The following is a 13,285-nucleotide window of genomic DNA, read 5'->3' as shown; positions in this document are numbered from 1 at the left end:
GCGCGGGGTTCGAGACCCGGGCGCCGCTGCGGCGTCTTCTGTATCCGAATACGCGCGCGGCGGGCCGGGGAGCGCCCGTTCAGAACAGCGAGCCCTGTTCCGGTGGTCGCTTGGGCTTGGCGGCCTTGCGCGGCGGGCTTGGCGGCGTTTCGGTGGGGGCCGCCAGGATGCGGCCGTCGCGGAATTCGATCTCGAGCGTGGTGGCCTTGGCAGCGGCCTGGGCCGTGGTCACCACCTGATCGCCGGCGCGCACCACCGCATAGCCGCGCTCGAGCGTCGCCTTGTAGGAGAGCGTCTCGCGCAGCCGATCGGTCGCCTCCAACTGTCGGCGCAGCCGGTCGAGGCGCTGGAGCTGCGCCGCGTCGAGCCGTTGTGACAGCCGGGTGAGCCGTTCGGCCCCCTGGGCGATCTCGCGGCGCAGCGGTGTCAGGCTGAGCCGGGCCGCCGCCAGCCGGTCGCGCCGGCGCGCCACCAGCGCGCGCAGGGCCGAGGGGCGCAGCCCGCCGGCCACCTCGGACAGGGCGATGCGGCGGCGCTGCACCCCGTGGGTCAGCGCCTGCGGCAGCCGGTCGGAGATCCAGTCGAGCCTTTGGCGCGGCGCCTCGAGCAGCGCCTCGCCCCGCGGCAGCGCGCGGGAGAGATCATTGAGCCGCTGGCGCCGTTGCGTGATCCCGAGCGTCGCGGCGCGGGAAAGCCGCGCGCCCATGCCATCGGTCCAGGCCATCAGATCCAGCCGCACCGGCACGGCGAGTTCGGCGGCCGCCGTCGGCGTCGGTGCCCGCATGTCGGCGACATAGTCGATCAGCGTGGTGTCGGTCTCGTGGCCCACGGCGGAGATCAGCGGGATGTCGGAGGCGGCGGCGGCGCGGGCGACGATCTCCTCGTTGAAGCCCCAGAGATCCTCGACCGAACCGCCGCCGCGGGCGACGATGATCAGATCGGGACGCGGCAGGGCGCCGCCCGGGGTGAGGCGGTTGAAGCCCTCGATGGCGCGGGCGACCTCCGCGGCGCAAGTGGCGCCCTGGACGGCGACCGGCCAGATCAGCACCTTGCGCGGGAAGCGGTCGCGCAGCCGGTGCAGGATGTCGCGGATCACCGCGCCCGAGGGCGAGGTGACGACGCCGATGATGCGCGGCAGATAGGGCAGGGGTTGCTTGCGCTCGGGCGCGAAGAGCCCCTCGGCGGCGAGTTGTTTCTTGCGTTTCTCCAGGAGCGCCATCAGCGCGCCTTGCCCGGCGACGGCGACGTCATCGACATTGAGGTTGTATTTCGACTGTGCCCCGAAGGCGGTGAGCCGGCCGGTGATGACGACCTCCATCCCCTCCTCGGGGACAACGCTGAGGCCTGCGACCTGGCCCTTCCAGGTGGTGCAGGACAGCACGTTGCGATCGTCCTTGATGTCGAAATAGAGATGTCCCGAGCGCGCCTTGAACACGCGGCCGACCTCGCCCTTGACCCGGATACGACCAAAGGCGCCCTCCAGCGTGCGTTTGATCTCGCCCGAGATCTCGGAAACGCTGAACTCCGGCAGGTTCTGACCGGGAAGCGGATCGTCGATAAGGTCGGACATTGGGATCACCTTGTTCCTTGTTCTGGCGCGCCGCCCAGAATAGAACGCGCCGCAGGCAAGGCCAAGCAGATCGGAGATGAAAGCCCCATGAACATCCTTATCCTCGGCGGCGGCGGGCGTGAACATGCGCTGGCCTGGGCGGTGTTGCAGAACCCCAAGTGCGACCGGCTGATCGTGGCGCCGGGCAATGCGGGGATCGCCAAGATCGCCGATTGCGCCAGCCTGGATATCGAGAATGGCGCCGATGTGGTCGAATTCGTCGAGGGCAATGCCATCGACTTCGTGATCGTGGGTCCCGAGGCGCCGCTGGCCGCCGGGGTGGCCGATCGGCTGCGCGATGCCGGTGTTCTGGTCTTCGGACCCAGTAAGGCGGCGGCGCGGCTCGAGGCCTCGAAGGGCTTCACCAAGGAAATCTGCGATGCCGCGGGCGCGCCCACGGCCGGCTATGCCCGCTTCACCGAAGCCGCGCCGGCCAAGGAGTATATCCGGGCCCAAGGCGCCCCCATCGTGGTCAAGGCCGATGGGCTGGCCGCCGGCAAGGGGGTGATCGTGGCGATGGATGTCGACACCGCGCTGGCCGCCATCGACGACATGTTCGGCGGTGAATTCGGCGCCGCCGGCGCCGAGGTGGTGATCGAGGAATTCATGGAGGGCGAGGAGGCGTCGTTCTTCGTGCTCTGCGACGGCGAAACCGTGCTGCCGATCGGCACCGCGCAGGACCACAAGCGCGTGGGCGAGGGCGACACCGGCCCCAATACCGGCGGCATGGGCGCCTATTCGCCCGCCCCGGTGATGACCGATGCGGTGACGCAGAAGGCGCTGGATCAGATCGTCCGCCCGACCATGGCCGAGATGGCCCGGCGCGGCACGCCCTATCAGGGCGTTCTCTATGTCGGGTTGATGATCAAGGACGGCCAGCCGCGGCTGGTGGAATACAATGCCCGCTTCGGCGACCCGGAATGCCAGGTGCTGATGATGCGGCTGGGTGCCCAGGCGATGGATCTGATGCATGCCGCGGCCGAAGGCCGGCTTGCCGGCGCCAAGGTGAACTGGGCCGATGATCACGCGATCACCGTGGTTCTGGCCGCCAGGGGCTATCCCGGCGCCTATCAGAAGGGGACCGAGATTTGCGGCCTCGACACCCTGCCGGAGACCAGCGAGGAAATCTGCTTCCACGCCGGCACGGTGGAGAAGGACGGCAAGATCCTGGCCAATGGCGGCCGGGTGCTGAATGCCACCGCGCGGGGCAAGACGCTGGCCGAGGCGCGCGACCGCGCCTATGCCATGGCCGAGGCGATCGACTGGCCCGAAGGCTTCTATCGCCGCGACATCGGCTGGCGCGCGCTGGGAGAGAGTTGAGCGCGCAGGGGGCGCTGCCCCCCGGCCTGCGGCCGTCCCCCGGGATATTTGGATCCAGGTCGAAGGGGGCGGCCGGCTCTGAGCCTGCGGCGCGCCCGGTGGCGTGACGATTGCAAGCGCGGGGCCGCCCGGCTAGCGTGAGGGGGCAAGAGGGAGAGCAGATGACCGCGTTGACCGAAGAGGTGCTGGACAATCTGTTTGCCCGCCGGGAGCTGACCGAGCTGGCCTTTACCCATGCGCCGGTGGGTCTGGTGGTGACCGAGAATCGGGTGATCCGCGACTGCAACCTCGCCTTCGCGGCGATGTTCGACTATGGCCGCGACGATTTGCGCGACAGCACCTTCGCCATCCTCTATCCCAGCGAGGAGGAATTCGTGAACATCCGCAATCGCGGTGTGCGCGATCTGCAGGAGCGGGGCCGCTATTGGGACGAGCGGGTGATGATGCGCAAGGGCGGTGAACTCTTCTGGTGCCGGGTGCGCGGCTATACCTTCACCCCGGATGCACCACTCGGCCGCGCGGTCTGGAGTTTCGCCGATCTTTCCGACACCCGCCCCTATCAGCCGTTGACCCGGCGCGAGCGCGAGGTCTTCGCGCTGCTGGGCGAGGGCAAGACCAGCAAGGAGATCGCCCGCACGCTGGAGCTGAGCTATCGCACGGTCGAGGTGCACCGCGCCCGGCTTTTGAAGAAATTCGGCGCCAGCAATACCGCCGGGCTGTTCCAGTCGCTGGGCGATATCGGCGGCGATCACGTGGTGGGGGCCTGAGATGGACGCCTATCGTCTGCTGCCGGGTGACCCCCGGCTGGCCGAGGTGCTGCGGCTGATCCGCGACAGCTTTGCCTTCATGGACGGGCGGATCGACCCGCCCAGCTCGATGCATCGGCTGACGCTGGAGGAGATGGAGCGGCAGGCGGGCCAGGCCGAGGTCTGGGCGCTGGGCGACCCGGTCGCGGCCTGCGTGGTGCTGACGCCGAAACCCGATTGCCTCTATCTCGGCAAGCTGGCGGTGAACGGGCGGCTGCGCCGGGCGGGTCTTGCGCGGCGGCTGGTCGATCTGGCGGTGAGCCGCGCCCGCGCGTTGGGCCTGCCGCAGGTGGAGTTGCAGGTGCGGGTGGAGCTGGTCGAAAACCAGGCCGCCTTCGCGCGCCTCGGTTTTGCCGAAACCGGTCGCAGCGCGCATGAGGGCTATGACCGGCCGACCTCGATCACCATGCGGCGCCCGGCCTAGCGCAGCGTGCAGGCCAGCGCGGCGGCAAAGCCTTCGGGGCCGGTATCGTGCCCGATCTCGCGGCTTTCGATCCTGCCGTCGACCAGCCGGCCCGCCATCAGCCGCGACCAATCGGCATTGGCGGTCACGATCTCGGCGCCTTGGCCGCAATCCCGGATGCCGCCGGAAATCCGCGCCTCGCCGAAATGATGGTTGGTCAGCCCGGGGGCGGAGGCGACGGGGACCAGCGCGCCATTCTCGAGCCGCCACAGGCGCAATGTCTTGGCCAGATGCGGGCGGTCGATATAGGCCAGTTCGACGCGGCCGTCGCCATCCAGATCGGCGGCGCCCAGGGGCGCCAGCCAGCGGTTGGCCTGGCCGATGAAGGGGGTCGCCGCCAGCCGCGTGAGCCGGGCGCCCTGCAGATGCCAGACGACCAGCCGCGATCCCAGATCGCGGTGCGATTCAACCACGATCACCTCGGCCAGCCCATCGCCGTCGACATCGTGCAATCGCGGCGCCTCATCCTCGAAGACAAGCTCGCGCGGCAGATCGACCGAGATCATCGCGGGGCGGTCGACGCAGGCGGGCAGGGTGACGGTGAGCCGCCCCCATTCCAGCGGATCGCCGAGGGCGCCATGCGGATAGCGGTCGGTGGGGGAGGCATAGGCGGCACCGATCGGGCCGGAGCCGCATCCCTCTGCCAGCGCCATGGCGGGGCAGAGGGCAAGACAGGCCGCGACGATCCGCGCGGCCCGGATCATCAGATCTGCTTTTCGGGCATCTGCACGATCAACCCTTCCAGCTCGGGCGTCACCTTGATCTGGCAGGTCAGGCGCGAGCGTGCCGGATCGGGGGCGAAGGCAAAGTCCAGCATGTCCTCTTCCATGTCTTCCTTCGGCGGCAGCTTGTCGACCCAGGCGGGGTCGATATAGACGTGGCAGGTGGAACAGGCGCAGGCGCCGCCGCAATCGGCTTCGATGCCGGGAATGTTGTTGTCGCGGGCGCCTTCCATCACGGTCAGGCCAAGGGGCACGTCGACCACATGTTCGGTTCCGTTATGCTCGATATAGGTGATCTTGGGCATGGAGGGAGGTTCCTTCTGGCTTGCTGGTTTCGTCCTTAGACAAGGCCGGGCTTGGTTTCCAGTCCCATTGCTGTGCAAAGACCGCTTCGTCGCGGGCTGTTGCCCCGGCTGCACGCGCCTGAGGCGGCAGATGGCTTTGCCGGCGCCGGGATGTGGGCTAGGATGCGGCCAAAGGCGGTCACCGCCCCATCTGAGGCACGAGTATGAGAACGATATCCCTGGTTCTGAGCGCCCTGGCGCTCATCGCCGTTGCGGCCTGCGCGCCGGGCGGTGCGCCCGAGGTCAGCCGCCGCAGCGAGGAGGCGCCTCCGGGGGCCGCCCCCGGCACCTGCTGGGGCAAATACGTCAGCCCCGCGGTGATCGAGACGGTGACCGAGCAGGTGGTGGCGCGGCCCGCCAAGCTGAACGAGGACGGCAGCGTCCTACGCCCGGCGGTCTACAAGACCGAGACGGTGCAGCGGATCGTGCGCGAACGGGTGGAGACCTGGTTCGAACGCCCCTGCGACGAGGTCTTGACCGAGGAGTTCGTCGCCAGCCTGCAACGCGCGCTCGCCGTTCGCAATCTCTATCACGGGCCGGTGACCGGGCGGATGGACAGCCGGACCGAGGCGGCGGTGCGGCGCTATCAGAAGCCTCTGGGCCTAGACACCGGCATCCTCACGCTCGAGACCGCGCGCAAGCTGGGGCTGGTGGCGATCGCATTGAAAAAGGGCTGACGCCGGCGTGGGTGGCTAGCGCAGCCCTTCGAGCATCCTTGCAGAGAAGAGGCGGCTGGGCGCGCGCGCTTTCGGGCCTCTTCTTCGCGCTGACAGGTCCGCCGGAGGCTCGCGCAGGCGGGGCCGGGCGCATCGTCAGCGGGTGAAGAGCACCGATTGCGCCTGGGCGTTGCCGGCGATCTCACCGCGCTTTTCCGCCGCCAGGGCGCGGCCGCGCTGGACACCGGGGCGGCTGCCGACGGTCTCCAGCCAGCGCGCCAGATGCGGCTTGTCCTCAAGCGTTTGCTCCTGGCGTTCCCACAGATGCGCCCAGGGCCAGATCGCCATGTCGGCGATCGAGAAGAAATCTCCCGCCACATAGGCATGTCGGGCCAGTTGCCGGTCGAGCACGCCATAAAGCCGCGCAACCTCGGCGCGATAGCGGTTCTTGGCATAGGGGATGTCCTGCGGCGGCTGCATCGCCGGGGCGTAATGCAGGAAGTGATGCGCCTGGCCTGCCATCGGGCCAAGGCCTCCCATCTGCCACATCAGCCATTGCTCGACGGCGAGCCGTTCGCGTTCGGTGGCGCCGCAGAAGCGCCCGGTCTTGCGGGCGAGATACTGCAGGATGGCGCCGGATTCGAAGATCGACACCGGCGCATGATCCGGCCCGTCGGGATCGGTGATCGCCGGCATCCGGTTGTTGGGCGATATCTTCAGGAACTCGGGGGCGAACTGATCGCCGGCGGTGATATCGACCAGATGCAGCTCATAGGGCAGCCCCATCTCCTCCAGCGCGATGGAGATCTTCCAGCCGTTGGGCGTGGGCCAGAAATACAGTGCGATCGGATTTGTCATCTCTTCCTCCCGTTTGGGCAGGATCATGAGGCTTTCTGCGCAAAGGGCAAGGGCAGCGACAGGCTGGGCGGGGCGATCAGCCGCGACCAGCGTCGCGCCGGCCGCGCGGGCAGGCCGAGGCGCAGCAGGCTGAGCGGCAGGCTGTCGGGGCGGCGCAGCAGCTCCTTGTAGAATTGCAGCACGCCCGGGCGCATGTAGCTCGACCAGTGGCAGATACGGTGCTCGGGGGCGCCGATGGCGGCGCCGAGCCGGTCGAGATGGGCCAGCGTGCCGGGGCAATCAAGCTGCAGGGTCACCGCATTGGGCGCCTCGATCCCGTGGCCGAGCGCGCGATCGCCGGGGCAGGGCGGCGTGATCAGCCGTTCGAAGAGAAAGTCGAAGGGGTCATTTTCGCGGCTGCTGATGTTGAGAAATTCCGCCGCGCGGCCGGCCTCGGTGCGCAGCGCCGCCTCGGTCCGCGAGCGATAGCAGGCCCCGGTGAGCGAGATCACCCGGCCGATGGCGCCGGCCGGCAGATGGGCGAGCGCCTCGAGCGCCACCTCGGTGCCGAGCGAATGGGCGACGACGTGGACCGGCCGCTCGGGGCGGGTCGCCCGCAGGGTGGTGACCACCTCAGCCAGGGCGCGGCCGGCCTGACCGGCGCGGCGTTGCGCGGCGCGCAGCCCACCACGCGCCTGCCAGCCGAAGGCCACCGCCAGGCCTTCGTCCTGCAACCCGGTGCCGAACCCCAACTGCCGCGGCCAGGAGGGCGAGCGCCAGGGCAGCTCCTCAGGGTGCAGCGACAGGATATGTCGGTGCGGGCAGTGCATCCGATGGCCGGGCAGGTATTTGAACCCGTGGATCATCACGATGGCCGGGCCATCGCCGGTATCGGCCCGTCTGAGCGCCGGCTCTGCCGGGCTGGCGCCGCCGTGCAGCAGCGGAGTTTCCCCGATCGCGTTGATCCTGACAATCGCCATGGCCCTGAGCCCCATGCCCGTTTCGCTGTTCGGCCTATGACTCCGGGCCGTGACATGGTGGTGACGGATCGGTTACAGCTTCGTGAAGGCGCCGCGCTTGACCTCTGCGGGGCATGGGCGTATGTGCCGAAGCACATCATTGAATCGTGGCGATTTGTTACCGGATTGCGGGCCACGTTAAACACTCCGCTAAAAGGTCAGGATGAAAGACCCCTTTCGCTTGGCCGCGATCGGGGTTTTTTTGTGCCTTCTGGAACACGAGGGCCGGGAGATAGGGACATGAGCGACAACTGGAAATCACGCACCAAGGCCGTACACGGCGGCACCCGCCGCAGCCAGTATGGTGAAATGAGCGAGGCGATCTTTCTGACCCAGGGCTTCGTCTATGAGACGGCCGAGGCGGCGGAAGCGCGGTTCATCGAGGCGGGAGAGGATGAGTTCATCTATGCCCGTTACGGCAACCCCACGGTGCGCATGTTCGAGGATCGCATCGCCCAGATCGAGGGGGCGGAAGACGCTTTCGCCTGTGCCTCGGGCATGGCGGCGGTGTCGGGCGCGCTGACGGCGCTGCTGAAGGCGGGGGATCATGTGGTCTCTGCCCGGGCGCTGTTCGGTTCCTGCATCTACGTGCTTGAGGAGGTTCTGGGCCGCTACGGCGTCGAGGTCACCTTTGTCGATGGCACCGATCTGGATCAGTGGCGGGCCGCCATCCGCCCCGATACCAAGCTGGTGTTCTTTGAGACCGTGTCGAACCCGACGCTGGAGGTGACCGACCTCAAGGCGGTGGCCGATCTGGCCCATGCGGCCGGCGCGCTGGTGGTGGTCGACAACGTGTTCGCGACGCCGGTCTTCTCCGAGGCCGTGGCACAGGGCGCCGATCTGGTGGTCTATTCGGCGACCAAGCATATCGACGGGCAGGGGCGTACCCTGGGCGGCGTGATCCTCGGCTCCAAAGAGCTGATCCGAGGCAAGATCGAAACTTACATGAAGCATACCGGCGCGGCGATGAGCCCGTTCACGGCCTGGGTCTTGCTGAAGGGGCTGGAGACGCTGGATCTGCGGGTGCGGGCGCAGGCCGCTAATGCCGCCGCCGTCGCCGCCGCGATCGAGGGGCATCCGGCGCTGGGTCGGGTGCTTTACCCGGGGTTGGAAAGCCATCCGCAGCACGATCTGGCGATGGCGCAGATGGGCGGATCCGGCGGCACCATGGTGGCGATTGACGTCAAGGGCGGGAAAGAGGCGGCTTTCCGCTTTCTGAACGCGCTGCAGGTGGCGCTGATCTCGAACAACCTCGGTGACGCCAAGACCATCGTCACCCATCCGGCGACCACCACCCACCAGCGGCTGAGCGATGAACAGAAGGCGACGCTGGGGATCACCCCCGGGCTGATCCGCATCTCGCTTGGGATCGAGGATGGCGCGGATCTGACCGCCGATATCCTGCAGGCGCTCGACGCGGCGCTCTGATCCCCTTCGGGGGTGGAGGCCAGCGGCTGTACCTTCGGGGCGCGGAGCTTTAGGATTTGATTTCCGCGCCCGCGCCCCTAGGTTTAAGCGGGCGGGTCGTGATGATCCGCTGCGAAGGAAACGGCGATGAATCTACATATGTCCAAGCTCGACCATGCCCCCGACCGCGACGAGGCCACCGCCGCGCTGGAGCTTTTGCGCGCCTGGGCGAAGACCGCGACGCCGACCGAAGTGGCCGAGCTTGATCCTGCCATCGCCCGTCTGCTGCCGGATCATGCGCTGACGAATTATCCTGATCTGTCCCGGGTTTACCCCGAAGGCTTCATCGTCGACGACAGCTATAAGGCGACGCTGCCCGATCTGCAGAACGGACCGTCCAGCCTGATCAAGGGGGCAAAGCAGCAGATCCAGCATGTGGGGATTTCCAATTTCCGCCTGCCGATCCGCTTTCATACCCGCGACAACGGCGATCTGACGCTGGAAACCAGCGTGACCGGCACCGTGAGCCTTGATGCGGAGAAAAAGGGCATCAACATGTCCCGCATCATGCGCTCCTTCTACACCCATGCGGAACGCACCTTCAGCTTCGAGGTGATCGAGGCGGCGCTCGACGATTACAAATCGGATCTGGACAGCTTCGACGCTCGCATCCAGATGCGGTTTTCCTTCCCGATGCGGGTGGAAAGCCTGCGGTCGGGCCTGTCGGGATATCAGTATTACGACATCGCGCTGGAGCTGGTCGAACGCGCCGGGGTGCGCAAGAAGATCATGCACCTCGATTACGTCTATTCCTCGACCTGCCCCTGTTCGCTGGAGCTGAGCGAACATGCCCGGTCGCAGCGGGGCCAGCTGGCGACGCCGCATTCGCAGCGCTCGGTAGCGCGGATTTCGGTCGAGCTGGATTGCACCGGCGATTGCCTGTGGTTCGAGGATTTGATCGAGGCCTGCCGCCGGGCGGTGCCGACCGAGACGCAGGTGATGGTCAAGCGCGAGGACGAGCAGGCCTTTGCCGAACTCAATGCCGCCAATCCGATCTTCGTCGAGGATGCGGTTCGGCTGTTCTGTGCCGAATTGCAGGCCGACCAACGGATCGGAGATTTCCGCGTCGTCGCCAGCCATCAAGAAAGCCTGCACAGCCACGATGCCGTTAGCCTGTTGGTGGAAGGGGAGACCTTTGCCGCGGAAAGCATTGATCCGAAACTGTTTTCCACGTTGGTGCATGCCGGTTGATGAGGCTGGATGAGGCTTTCGCGTGACGCCTGCCGCAATTTCGCCGCGGTGCAGCATTTTTTGCTGCGCCCGACTGGAGAATCCGCTATGGTCTCTTTGACCACGCCTGCGCCGCCGGTGCGGGCGCCGACCCGGAGGTCACTGTGATGTTGCCCGTCCTTGATTGTGCCAATGAAATGACCCGCCTGTGGTGGCGAGTCGCGGTGCTTGCCGAAGATGCGCAATGCGTTGTTGCCATGCGTCTGTTGGGGTTGTCCGGCATCTGGTCGGTGCCGCCAGGGGAATCCCAAGACATGATCCGGGAAAAGGTGCCTGCGTTCACCGAAGGTTTCGTGGCCGGCGTTCTGACGGCCTGGGAGGGGCAGGGCCCCGATCAGGTCATGCTGGCAGTGGTCGGACCGATCTCAGCCCGCGCGCGGGAGAACCGCGAAAGGCTGGTGCGGCGGGGGCCGGTGATGCTGGGCATCGCGGTCTTCGGCCGGAAGGATGATCTGCAATCCCAGAACGGAGCGACAGCACCATGACCCCGAAACCCATTCCGCTTCAGGTTCACGCGGCCGCCTGCCGGATGGCGGGCTACGCGATCAGCACCCAGATGAAGCTGATCCAGAGCATGACCCGATCGGCCCTGCAAATCCCAGAGATTCAGGCCCGGATGCTGCAATCCGTTGCCGCGCTGTCGCCGGATTTGCCCGAACTTCCGGTAAGCCCCTTTGGCTTTGTCGCCGGCTTCTCCTTCGCCACCCCCGGCGTCAAGGCGGCGCAGAGCCAGCCGGCCAAGGCCACGAAGGCGGCCGCCGCCGAGACGCCGGCTCCGAAAGGCGAGGTGATCGAGGCCGTGGCGGTTGAGGTGGCCGTCGTCCCGGCGCCCGCCGAAACTCCCGTCACCGAGACGCCCGCCACCGTGACCCCGGTTGCCGAGACCCCCGCCGCCGAGGCCCCGGTTGCTGAGGCCCCTGTGGTTGCCGAGGTCGCCGCCGTCACCGAAGTCGTCGAACCCGCGGCAGACCCGGCGCCCAAGCCTGCCGCTGCCGCCCAACCGGCGGCACCGGTCAAGAAGGCCCCGGCGCGCAAGCCCGCTGCGGCCCGGACCGCCCCGGCCGGTTCGACGGTGGCGAAAGCCGCCGCGTCCAAGCCTGCGGTGGCCAAGCCCGCCGCCGCGCCCGAGACGGCTGGCAAGCCCGCTGCTGCCGCGCCGCGCCGCAGCCCGCGCGCTCCGGCGAAACCGCCGGTGATGCCGGAGGCGGAGGAGTAATCTGCCCGCGATGCGGTCCCGGCCCTTTGGCGGGTCGGGCCGCGCTTGACACTTCCGGCCGCTGCCGCCAACGGTGCGCCTCATGTTTGATCTGCGCCCTGTTGGATATGTGATCGGCCTGCTGGTGACCATTCTGGGCGCCACCATGATGCTGCCCATGATCGCCGATCTCGCCGAGGGGCGTGGCGAATGGCACGTGTTTTTCCAAAGCGGGCTTTTGACCGTGCTGATCGGCGGCGGTATCGCGCTGAGCTGCATGAACGGCGTGGGCCAGGGGCTGACGATTCAGCAGACCTTCCTGCTGGCCTCGGGCGTCTGGGTGGCGCTGCCACTGTTCGGCGCGATCCCCTTCATCCTGGGCGAGACCGAGCTGCGCTTTGTCGATGCCTTCTTCGAGGCGATGTCGGGGATGACCACCACCGGCTCCACCGTGATCACCGGGCTTGAGAACCTGCCCAAGGGGATCCTCTTGTGGCGGGCGATCCTGCAATGGCTGGGCGGCATAGGTATCATCGTGGTGGCGATGGTCTTCCTGCCTGAGCTCAGGGTCGGGGGGATGCAGATCTTCCAGTCCGAAGCCTTTGACACGATGGGGAAAATCCTGCCGCGCGCCACGGCGATCGCGGGTCAGATATCAACCATCTACATCGGGCTGACGGTGGCCTGCATGCTGGCCTATCTGGGGCTTGGCATGTCGTTCTTCGATGCGCTGTCGCATGCGCTGACCACCTGTTCCACCGGCGGGTTTGCCAATTACGACAATTCCTTCGCCAATTTTTCCGGCCCGGCGGAATATGTCGCCTCGGTCTTCATGATCCTCGCGGCGCTGCCCTTCGTGCGCTATGTCCAGCTTCTGCACGGGGACGCCAAGCCGCTGTTCCGCGACAGCCAGATCTGGACCTTTCTGGCGATCATCGGCGTTCTCGTGCTGGTCACCACGCTGGTGCTGACCTCGATCTTCCCGCACCATTGGGAGCAGGCCTTTCGCGAGGCGCTCTTTAACATCACCTCGATCATCTCGGGCACCGGATACGCCAGCGTCGATTACATGACCTGGGGCAGCTTCCTGATCATGCTGTTCTTCTTCATCGGGCTGATCGGCGGCTGCGCCGGCTCGACCGCCTGTTCGGTCAAGATCTTCCGCTATCAGATCCTGTTTTCCTCGATCGCGGTGCAGATCCGCCGGATCCGCCAGCCGCATGGCATTTTCACGCCGCGGTTCCAGGGCCGTGCCGTCGGGGCGGATGTGCTCAGCTCGGTGATCTCCTTCTTCATGTTCTTCGTGGTCTCGCTGGGGATGTTCGCCTGGGCGCTGTCGCTGACCGGGCTCGACATGACCACTTCGATCACGGGGGCGGCGACGGCGCTGGCCAATATCGGCCCGGGGCTGGGCGACAAGATCGGGCCGGCGGGGAATTTCGCGGGGCTGAACGATCCGGCGAAATGGATTCTGGCGGCTGCCATGTTCGTCGGCCGGCTGGAGCTGATGGTGGTCTATACGGTGCTGACGCTGCGCTTCTGGCGCGCCTGAGCGGCGCTGGAGGCGGGCAGGGGGCAGAGGCGCCCCCGGCACATGAAAAAGCCCCGGCGCGGCGG

General features: G+C 67.2%; 14 protein-coding genes and 1 riboswitch. Of the genes, 9 read left to right on the top strand and 5 right to left on the bottom strand.

What is annotated here, in order from left to right:
• Positions 1 to 79: 79 nt before the first annotated feature.
• Positions 80 to 1,570 carry an exodeoxyribonuclease VII large subunit gene (gene xseA / locus ACN0V4_RS07510; protein ID WP_417674599.1) on the bottom strand — a complete coding sequence of 497 codons (1,491 nt, stop codon included), beginning with the start codon at positions 1,568 to 1,570 and terminating at the stop codon, positions 80 to 82.
• Positions 1,571 to 1,657: 87 nt separating this feature from the next.
• On the opposite strand from xseA, the gene purD reads away from it, so the two are divergent.
• From purD to ACN0V4_RS07495, 3 genes are all read left to right on the top strand, one after another.
• Positions 1,658 to 2,929, top strand: coding sequence for a phosphoribosylamine--glycine ligase (purD, locus tag ACN0V4_RS07505; RefSeq protein WP_417674597.1), 1,272 nt, complete (start codon positions 1,658 to 1,660; stop codon positions 2,927 to 2,929).
• 161 nt (positions 2,930 to 3,090) lie between these two features.
• Positions 3,091 to 3,696: a LuxR C-terminal-related transcriptional regulator gene (locus tag ACN0V4_RS07500; protein ID WP_417674595.1), complete on the top strand. Its 606-nt coding sequence runs from the start codon at positions 3,091 to 3,093 to the stop codon at positions 3,694 to 3,696.
• A 1-nt stretch (position 3,697) separates the two neighbouring features.
• The gene (locus ACN0V4_RS07495; RefSeq protein WP_417674593.1) at positions 3,698 to 4,159 is read left to right on the top strand and encodes a GNAT family N-acetyltransferase; all 462 of its coding nucleotides are present in this window, start codon (positions 3,698 to 3,700) and stop codon (positions 4,157 to 4,159) included.
• On the opposite strand, the gene ACN0V4_RS07490 is transcribed toward ACN0V4_RS07495, so the two are convergent.
• Together ACN0V4_RS07490 and ACN0V4_RS07485 are read right to left on the bottom strand one after the other, a co-directional pair.
• The gene (locus ACN0V4_RS07490; protein WP_417674591.1) at positions 4,156 to 4,902 is read right to left on the bottom strand and encodes an FG-GAP repeat domain-containing protein; all 747 of its coding nucleotides are present in this window, start codon (positions 4,900 to 4,902) and stop codon (positions 4,156 to 4,158) included. The two genes, ACN0V4_RS07495 and ACN0V4_RS07490, sit on opposite strands and share 4 nt — an antisense overlap.
• A complete protein-coding gene (locus ACN0V4_RS07485) occupies positions 4,902 to 5,225 on the bottom strand; it encodes a 2Fe-2S iron-sulfur cluster-binding protein (RefSeq protein WP_417674589.1) in 324 nt (107 codons plus the stop codon). The genes ACN0V4_RS07490 and ACN0V4_RS07485 overlap by 1 nt, the downstream gene beginning before the upstream one ends.
• Positions 5,226 to 5,428: 203 nt before the next feature.
• On the opposite strand from ACN0V4_RS07485, the gene ACN0V4_RS07480 reads away from it, so the two are divergent.
• Complete coding sequence (locus tag ACN0V4_RS07480; protein WP_417674587.1) at positions 5,429 to 5,941, top strand: peptidoglycan-binding domain-containing protein; 513 nt, start codon at positions 5,429 to 5,431, stop codon at positions 5,939 to 5,941.
• Between the two features lie 135 nt (positions 5,942 to 6,076).
• Here the strand turns inward: ACN0V4_RS07480 and ACN0V4_RS07475 are convergent, their stop codons facing one another.
• Positions 6,077 to 6,778 (bottom strand): glutathione S-transferase N-terminal domain-containing protein, encoded by a 702-nt coding sequence (locus ACN0V4_RS07475; protein WP_417674585.1) that lies wholly within the window; start codon positions 6,776 to 6,778, stop codon positions 6,077 to 6,079.
• 23 nt (positions 6,779 to 6,801) lie between these two features.
• On the bottom strand, positions 6,802 to 7,737 hold the full coding sequence (locus tag ACN0V4_RS07470) for an alpha/beta hydrolase (protein WP_417674583.1): 936 nt from the start codon (positions 7,735 to 7,737) through the stop codon (positions 6,802 to 6,804).
• Between the two features lie 136 nt (positions 7,738 to 7,873).
• Positions 7,874 to 7,950, top strand: a riboswitch (SAM riboswitch).
• Positions 7,951 to 8,016: 66 nt separating this feature from the next.
• On the opposite strand from ACN0V4_RS07470, the gene metZ reads away from it, so the two are divergent.
• From metZ to ACN0V4_RS07445, 5 genes are all read left to right on the top strand, one after another.
• Positions 8,017 to 9,204, top strand: coding sequence for an O-succinylhomoserine sulfhydrylase (gene metZ / locus ACN0V4_RS07465; RefSeq protein ID WP_417674581.1), 1,188 nt, complete (start codon positions 8,017 to 8,019; stop codon positions 9,202 to 9,204).
• A 126-nt stretch (positions 9,205 to 9,330) separates the two neighbouring features.
• Entirely contained in the window at positions 9,331 to 10,434 is a 1,104-nt protein-coding gene (gene folE2, locus ACN0V4_RS07460; RefSeq protein WP_417674579.1) for a GTP cyclohydrolase FolE2, read from the top strand.
• Between the two features lie 293 nt (positions 10,435 to 10,727).
• Entirely contained in the window at positions 10,728 to 10,958 is a 231-nt protein-coding gene (locus ACN0V4_RS07455) for a hypothetical protein (RefSeq protein WP_417674577.1), read from the top strand.
• Complete coding sequence (locus ACN0V4_RS07450; RefSeq protein ID WP_417674575.1) at positions 10,955 to 11,689, top strand: hypothetical protein; 735 nt, start codon at positions 10,955 to 10,957, stop codon at positions 11,687 to 11,689. Before ACN0V4_RS07455 ends, ACN0V4_RS07450 begins: the two co-directional genes overlap by 4 nt.
• Before the next feature lie 82 nt (positions 11,690 to 11,771).
• Positions 11,772 to 13,220 (top strand): TrkH family potassium uptake protein, encoded by a 1,449-nt coding sequence (locus ACN0V4_RS07445; protein ID WP_417674573.1) that lies wholly within the window; start codon positions 11,772 to 11,774, stop codon positions 13,218 to 13,220.
• Positions 13,221 to 13,285 lie beyond the last annotated feature (65 nt).

It is taken from the genome of Pseudodonghicola sp., assembly GCF_048268305.1.
Lineage (GTDB): Bacteria > Pseudomonadota > Alphaproteobacteria > Rhodobacterales > Rhodobacteraceae > Pseudodonghicola.
The sequence above is the reverse complement of the archived record's forward strand: the minus strand, read 5'-3'. Positions and strand labels throughout refer to the sequence as shown.